Origin of the sequence: Acidovorax soli, assembly GCF_900107605.1 — a bacterium.
In the GTDB taxonomy this organism is placed as follows: Bacteria; Pseudomonadota; Gammaproteobacteria; order Burkholderiales; family Burkholderiaceae_C; genus Acidovorax; species Acidovorax soli.
The window spans coordinates 1-7,078 of the sequence record NZ_FNQJ01000057.1; the positions used below are offsets into that span (position 1 = coordinate 1).

At 61.6% G+C, this 7,078-nt stretch carries 8 protein-coding genes; 7 read left to right on the top strand and 1 reads right to left on the bottom strand.

Translation table 11 applies throughout. From position 1 onward, the window contains the following. The first annotated feature begins 368 nt into the window (after positions 1-368). A complete protein-coding gene (locus tag BLW02_RS18870; RefSeq protein WP_092701577.1) occupies positions 369-743 on the top strand; it encodes a cupin domain-containing protein in 375 nt (124 codons plus the stop codon). Between the two features lie 29 nt (positions 744-772). On the opposite strand, the gene BLW02_RS18875 is transcribed toward BLW02_RS18870, so the two are convergent. Further along, the gene (locus BLW02_RS18875; protein WP_092701562.1) at positions 773-1,681 is read right to left on the bottom strand and encodes a LysR family transcriptional regulator; all 909 of its coding nucleotides are present in this window, start codon (positions 1,679-1,681) and stop codon (positions 773-775) included. A 136-nt stretch (positions 1,682-1,817) separates the two neighbouring features. Between BLW02_RS18875 and BLW02_RS18880 the strand changes: the two genes are divergently transcribed. The 6 genes from BLW02_RS18880 (at position 1,818) to BLW02_RS18905 (ending at position 6,706) form a co-directional block, all read left to right on the top strand. Continuing rightward, positions 1,818-2,351 (top strand): carboxymuconolactone decarboxylase family protein, encoded by a 534-nt coding sequence (locus BLW02_RS18880; protein ID WP_092701565.1) that lies wholly within the window; start codon positions 1,818-1,820, stop codon positions 2,349-2,351. A 43-nt stretch (positions 2,352-2,394) separates the two neighbouring features. Then, positions 2,395-3,402, top strand: a complete 1,008-nt coding sequence (locus BLW02_RS18885) for a DMT family transporter (RefSeq protein ID WP_092701568.1) — start codon at positions 2,395-2,397, stop codon at positions 3,400-3,402. Positions 3,403-3,439: 37 nt separating this feature from the next. Beyond that, positions 3,440-4,108: a peroxiredoxin-like family protein gene (locus BLW02_RS18890; RefSeq protein WP_244273764.1), complete on the top strand. Its 669-nt coding sequence runs from the start codon at positions 3,440-3,442 to the stop codon at positions 4,106-4,108. Positions 4,109-4,356: 248 nt separating this feature from the next. Beyond that, positions 4,357-4,581: a hypothetical protein gene (locus BLW02_RS18895; protein WP_244273765.1), complete on the top strand. Its 225-nt coding sequence runs from the start codon at positions 4,357-4,359 to the stop codon at positions 4,579-4,581. A gap of 398 nt (positions 4,582-4,979) precedes the next feature. After that, the gene (locus tag BLW02_RS18900) at positions 4,980-6,074 is read left to right on the top strand and encodes an alkene reductase (RefSeq protein WP_092701571.1); all 1,095 of its coding nucleotides are present in this window, start codon (positions 4,980-4,982) and stop codon (positions 6,072-6,074) included. A gap of 26 nt (positions 6,075-6,100) precedes the next feature. Then, positions 6,101-6,706, top strand: coding sequence for a TetR/AcrR family transcriptional regulator (locus BLW02_RS18905; RefSeq protein ID WP_092701574.1), 606 nt, complete (start codon positions 6,101-6,103; stop codon positions 6,704-6,706). Positions 6,707-7,078: the final 372 nt, after the last annotated feature.

A 7,078-nucleotide genomic window follows, 5' to 3' on the forward strand; every position in this document is an offset into this window, starting at 1 on the left:
TACGTAATCAGTTGGGGTGGTCATGGGCGGGGTTGCTCAGGTGTCTGGGAAGACGGACACGAAGCGATGTACAGGTTGAGACTTCATGTTACGGGAAAGCGGTGTGAAGCCGCGCGCTGCACCCGAAATGCCCGCTGTAGCGCCAACCTGTGTTTGCCCATTCCCACGGGCCTTTGGGATCTTGGCGCTCATACGAACGGCCCGTGGATTCTGGAGTTCGACTTCGCGAGGAGTGCAGCAATTAGGGATAAAATGGTGAGCTCGCAGTCCTTGTCACATCGCGGTCATCCAATTACAGGCCCTCATAGATGCCTAGAGTCGGCCCGAGGCTTGCTTCGAGAGGAATGCAATATCAACAGGAGAAGCACATGCACCAAGACCGTGTCTTCGATTCGGCTCTCTTTTTCCAAGCTGGTGAAGAGGTCCCGCCCCGAGTCGTCATCACTGAATCATCAGACTCTGCAGTCGTTTGCTGGCATGTCGAGCCAGGCCAATACATTGAGCTGCATGCCCACCCCAGCGGCCAGGACACATGGATCGTGCTCGCTGGAGAAGGTCGATACTTTCCCGATCAATCGGGTCATTTCCTGCCACTGCGCCCTGGCGTCGTGGCCGTAGCCACACGAGGTGCCATTCACGGGGCACTCAACACGGGCTCAACGGCACTCCGATTCGTCTCCGTGGTTTCTCCTGCGGAATCCGGGTTTGAGCCTGTTGCTGTTGAGCGCATTGCTGACCGATAAAACGCATTCCAGAAGTGCTGCACGCGTCCCTATGGCAGGTTCATGAGCCCCTGCCGGATGTGTTGAATGAAGATGGCCACCTTGGCCGAATGTCTGCGGGAAGGTGAATAAACCGCGTGGATTGGCAGCGGATGAGGCGAGTAATGAGGCAGGAGGCGCACCACTTCGCCACTGCGCAGTTCCGGACCAAACAACCACGTCGGAGAAAAGCCCAGGCCAAGACTGGCCAAGACCGCCTCGCGCACCACCTCGCTGCTGTTGCTGGCCATTCGCCCCTGAACCGCCACCGTGACCGCCGGGTGATTCGCCGTGGCATCAAACACCCAATGGTTGCGGGTCGCAAGCCCGGTGTACACGATGCAGTTGTGCTGGACCAGATCGGCTGGTTGGGTGGGCAGGCGCTGTTCGGTGGCCAGTTGAGCGGCCAAAGCTCGGCTGGCCACCACAGCGCGCTGCGTGGTGCCCACCCGCTGGGCCAGCATGCTGCTGTCCACCAGCTCGCCAATGCGGACGGCCACATCAAGTCCCTCGCTCACCACATCGACGAAACCATCGTTCAATTGCAGATCGACCTGCAAGGCAGGGTGTTTCGCCATGAAATCCCGAACCAAGGCGAAGAGCACCTGCCGCCCAAATCCCACGCTCGCACCCACTCTGAGCCGCCCGAGCACCTCACCCTCGCCAGCGCGCAGAGCCATCTCGGCGTCCTCCAGCTCCTGAACCACGCGCGCGCAGGTTTCGAAATAGGCCTGTCCCTCGTCGGTCAACGACAGCGCGCGCGTGGTGCGCGACAGCAGCTTCATGCCCAGATGCGCCTCAAGGCTGGCCACCTGTTTGCTCACTGCGCTCTGCGTGCTTCCCAGGGACCGCGCCACCGCAGAAAAACTGCCCGCTTCCACCACGCGCACAAACGCCTGCATCGCGGCCAGTCTGTCCATGAAAGCCCCCTATTGATTCCAGATGGGAATGATTGATAGGCGATTTTGCCTGCTATTCACTTCTTTCGGATTCAAACACCATACAAGCCATCGACACATCCCGTCGAAAGTTTGCAACCCCAACCCGGAGCCTTTCATGAAAACCGTCAACGTCCCCATGCGCGCCGAAGTCTCGTCAACCAACCAAGCGCTGTTCGACAGCTTGCACAAAGGCTTGGGATTCGTGCCCAACCTGTACGCCACATTGGCGCACTCTGGAACAGCGCTGGGGACTTACCTGGCGCTGCAGAACGCCAAGAGTTCGCTCAACGCCAAAGAGCGTGAGGTCATCAACCTGGTGGTCAGCCAGTTCAACGACTGCCACTACTGCTTGGCTGCGCACACCGCACTGGGCAAGATGCACGGCTTCTCAGACGCTCAGATCATCGAAATTCGTCGCGGCGCTGCCAACTTCGACCCGAAGCTGGACGCCCTGGCCCGGGTGGTGCGTTCCGCAGTCTCCAACCGTGGACGGATCGACGCCACAACGCTGGAACGTTTCTATGCCGTGGGCTATGCCACGGGCCACCTGGTCGATGCACTGGTGATCGTGGGTGACAAAACCATCACCAACTACCTGCACGCAGCGACCCAGATTCCGATTGACTTCCCGGCTGCACCGAGCCTGTGAGCCGCGTCGAACACGTCAACGAAGTCACCAGAAGGCCCTCACCATGACCACCCTGACACACCCGGCGCCCCAAGCCCCATCGTTGCCCTTGGCCGAGATCACAAAGTCAAGCGCATTGACCGAAACAAGCCGCCTGATGCTGGGCATTGCGGTGGGTCTGCTGGCAGCGAGTATCGGCGCGCTGTACACCGTATTCGCACGCTGGGGCATCGCCCAGGGCCTGCGTTCGACCGACCTCACCGTGCTGCGTTTTGCTGTGGCCGGCGTGGTGACCTTGCCGGTGCTGGGGCTGGCCTTCTGGCGCGACGCCGTGCAGTTCAAGCAGCGTTGGCGCATCTGGCTTGCGGTGGCTCTGCTGGCCGGAACGCCGTTTGGTCTGCTCATGTTTGGCGCGTTGCAGTTTGCGCCGCCCAGCCACGCGGCGGTGTTTCCGTTCGCAGCCATGAGTGTGGCGGGCATGCTGCTGTCGGCGTGGGTATTCAGCGAGCGGCTGCAAGCCCGAAAGCTGCTGGGCATCGCCATCGTCCTGGGTGGGCTCTTGTTGCTCTCGGGGCTGGACGCTGCCAGCTTCACCTCGCGCGCGGCACTGGGCGACGCCATGTTCATCGCGGCTGGTACGCTGTGGGCGGGCTTCGGTATCGTGCTGCGCCGCCACCGCCTGGACCCCCTGCTGGCCACCGCCGTGGTTTCGTTCTCGGCCCTGATCACCTATGTACCGGTCTACCTTTGGCACACAGGCGCAGCGGGCCTGCTGGCCGCAGCGCCCAACGTACTTTGGGTGGAGGTGCTGGTGCAGGGCCTGATTGCTGGCACCGGAACGCTCTACACGTACGCCAAGATGGTTTCTTTGCTCGGGCCTTCGCGTGCTGCGATCTTCCCAGCGCTGGCGCCCGGCTTGGCCGCACTCATGGCCTGGCCGGTGTTGGGTCACATGCCTGGCGCCTTTGAAGTGGCAGGCCTGTTGATTGCGATGAGCGGCTTGCTGCTCGCGGTGACATCCCGCGGTGTGTCGCTACCGGCACAGACACCTGCAGGCGCTTTGCGCGGCTGACCCGTTCATCTCACCACCCCCGCACGAAATCGCCATCATGACGACCAACACCTTGTCCCACCAGCTGGCCGAATTCAAAGCTGGCTTCTCCACCCGAGCGGCACCTGAGCGGATCTCCACCATGGAGAACGCTACTGCGCAGCTGCGTGCAAGCGGCATCGAACGCACAGCATTGCGCACAGGCCAGCGTGCGCCAGACGTAACCCTGCCCAATGCGCGTGGAGAGCCCATCCGGTTGCACGACCTCCTGAAAACAGGCCCTGTCATCCTGGTGTTTTACCGGGGAGGTTGGTGTCCTTATTGCAACCTGGAGCTGCGCGCCTGGCAGCACAGGCTCGCTGAAGTGAAGGAACTGGGAGCACACCTAGTGGCCATCTCGCCGCAAACGCCGGACAGCTCGCTGTACACGCAGGAAAAGAACGAACTAGCCTTCGAGGTCCTCAGCGATTCAGAACTGCGGGCGGCGAGAGGTTTCGGAGTTGCCTTTGACTTGCCGCCTGAGTTGGTGGACCTCTACTCCAGCGTCGGTCACGATTTGCCTACAACCAACGGCAATGGTTCATGGACTCTGCCGGTTCCAGCCACTTACGCGGTGGGCACAGACGCGATGATCCGCTTTGCCCATGTGGATGTGGACTACCGCAATCGGGCAGAACCCAGCGATGTGTTGGAAGTGATCAGAACAATGAAGTTGTCATCCGAGTAGTCCGCGACGCAATCGCGGGGGAGGGGGTAGGGGGCGTTTCCATGGAGGCGGTTGCCTCTGCTTGCCGGGTGCCCGGTCTTGTACGAAAGCTGCCCCACGCACGACATCAGTTGAATGGCCGGTACTTGAGGTTGATACCTTGCGAGGAGGTGAGCCTGAACGACTCCACTCAGTCTCTAACAGTCTGAAGCAGATGAAAGCTCCCCAATGACAGCGAGAAAGTTCTGGAGGTTTCGCCGAATTCCTACATGCTGGTGTTGGGTGTACCTTCTCGCTTTATGGACCTCAACGAAGTCGATCCACGCGAACTACAGCGATCAGTCAGGTTTGCGCTTGACCTCGTGGCGGCACACCGCATCGCCAAGGGCTTGGTAATCGATCAGGAACGCGTGACCGCATTGCGCGAGTCTCTCGAAGAACGACTTGTCGCGGCGTTTAGCGAGATCGACATCGGCCCCATGCCTTGGTCATAGTCGTGGCAGAAAGCTGCGCAAACACTTTCTATCGAAATAGCGCTCCAACTCATCCGCGAGCAAAAACACGAACCTCCCGATCCATCTTTTCGGCGTGAGTGAGGTCACGCTCCTACAGCGCCCTCACGCACTGACCACCGGCATGTCCTCCCACCCCTTTTGTACGAGGGTGTGCGCAACTCCTGCTTCATGGTCCCGTTGCGAGGTGTAGCACCGATACCTGGAGGTGTCGGCCGCGCAACGCACGGCAGAGTGGAGGCTGAAACCGTCGATATCGGCTCACGGCGAATGTTTGAAAGTCGCCTGGCTTGGTATCGCGCACTGAGAATAGCCTTGCAATCTTGCGCTAGACGACTGGTCTAATACAATGCATGTTTTGCCCCTAACTGCATCAATACATGAACCAAAGCACTTCGACCCTGGCACCAAGCGCCCTGTTCTCTCCCTCCGTCCTCGGTAGCGTCTCGTTGAGCAACCGCATCGTGATGGCGCCGCTGACGCGCAGCCGCGCTGCGGCAGGCAACGTACCTCACGCCTTGAACGCGCGCTACTACGCGCAGCGCGCCAGCGCCGGTCTGATCATTTCCGAGGCCACGCAGATCACGCCGCAGGGCCAGGGGTATCCCAAGACGCCGGGCATCCACAGCCCCGAACAGGTGGCTGGCTGGCAGGGCGTGACGCAAGCCGTTCATGCCCACGGCGGCAAGATCTTCTTGCAGCTGTGGCACGTCGGGCGCGTCTCCCACCCGCTGACGCAGGCCGACGGCAGCTTGCCGGTGGCGCCCTCGGCGATCCGTCCGGCCGGCGAGATCTACACCGAACAGGGCATGAAGCCCTTCGAGACGCCGCGCGCACTCGAGACCGAAGAGATCCCGGCGCTGATTGAAGACTTCCGCCGTGCCGCCGTGCATGCCAAGACGGCGGGTTTCGACGGGGTCGAGATCCATGCCGCCAACGGCTACCTGATCGACCAGTTCCTGCGTGACGGCACGAACCATCGCACAGACGGCTATGGCGGCTCGGTGGCCAACCGAGCCCGCCTGCTGCGCGAGGTCACGGAGGCGGTGCTGACAGTGTGGGAAGCGGGTCGCGTCGGCGTTCGGCTGTCGCCGGTGAACGCGTTCAATGACATCGCCGACTCCATGCCGCAATCGACGTTCGAAGCCATCACCGAACAGCTCAACGCCTACGGGCTGGCTTACCTCCACGTGGTGGAAGACCCCAGCAGCAGCTTCGACTTCCAGAAGCTGCGGCAAATTTTCAACGGCGCCTACATGGCCAATGGCGACTACGACCGTGCCCGGGCGACGGCGGCGATCGCTCGGGAGCAGGCCGACTTCATTGCCTTCGGCAAGCTGTTCATCGCCAATCCGGACCTGCCCGAGCGGCTGCGTCGTGACGGCCCGTACAACACGCCCAGGCCCGAATCGTTTTACGCCGGTGGCCCCGAAGGCTACGACGACTACCCGGCACTCGAAACAGCCGTCGCCTGACGCACCGCTCGCATACCCCTGCGGCCATGAACGCAAATCCGGTCGTCGATACGCGCCAGCAGATACTGGATACCGCGCGGTCGATCATCGTCAGCAAGGGTTTCGCCGCGGTGGGCCTGAGCGAGATCTTGGCTGCGGCGGGGGTGCCCAAAGGCTCGTTCTATCACTGGTTCCGCTCCAAGGACCAATTCGGCGAGGCCTTGCTCGAGCGGCACTTCGAGGGGTACTTGGAGCAGACGGATGCCCTGCTGGCGGCGCCAGGGCAAACCGCTGCGGCGCGGCTGCTCGCTTTCTTCGGCCGGTGGCATGCGCTGCAATCGGGTGATGACCTGACAGAGCGCTGCCTGGTGGTCAAGCTGAGCGCCGAGGTCTGCGACTTGTCGGAGTCGATGCGCGCGACGCTGGAACACGGCACGACCCAAGTGCTGGCCCGGCTGGAAGGCTGCCTGAGGCAAGGCATTTCAGACGGTGAGCTGACCGGCTGCCCCGACCCGGCCGAGGTGGCGGAACAGCTCTACCAGCAGTGGCTGGGCGCCACCTTGCTGTCCCGCGTGCAGCGCAGCTCCGGGCCGCTCGACCGGGCGCTGGCGCAGACGAGTCACTGGGTGGCGAACCAGGCCGGGCTGACCTGACCGCAATCAACACGTTCCGCGCGCAGCACGGGACCGCCAAAGGGTAGAAAATTCACATTCTTTTTTTCGCACCTCCCCCCCCGCTATCTGGCCGCTAATTCCGCTGGATGATGATGAACCGCTAGCTGTCGGACATCGGTCGAGGCTATGTGGAAGCAACCTTAACTTTAGTTTTGAGAAGTCTGGAGTGTGGGGGAGACGTCAGGCGCTTCTATACGCCTACAGGCAGACGGTACTCCGGGCAATTCAGGTGCAGCGAGCGGCTCAACACCGCTTTCCCGTAACATGAACTGTATAGCTGTACACCGCTTCGTGTCCTTCTTCCCAGACACCTGAGCAACCTCGCCCATGACCACTCCAATTGACTATGTC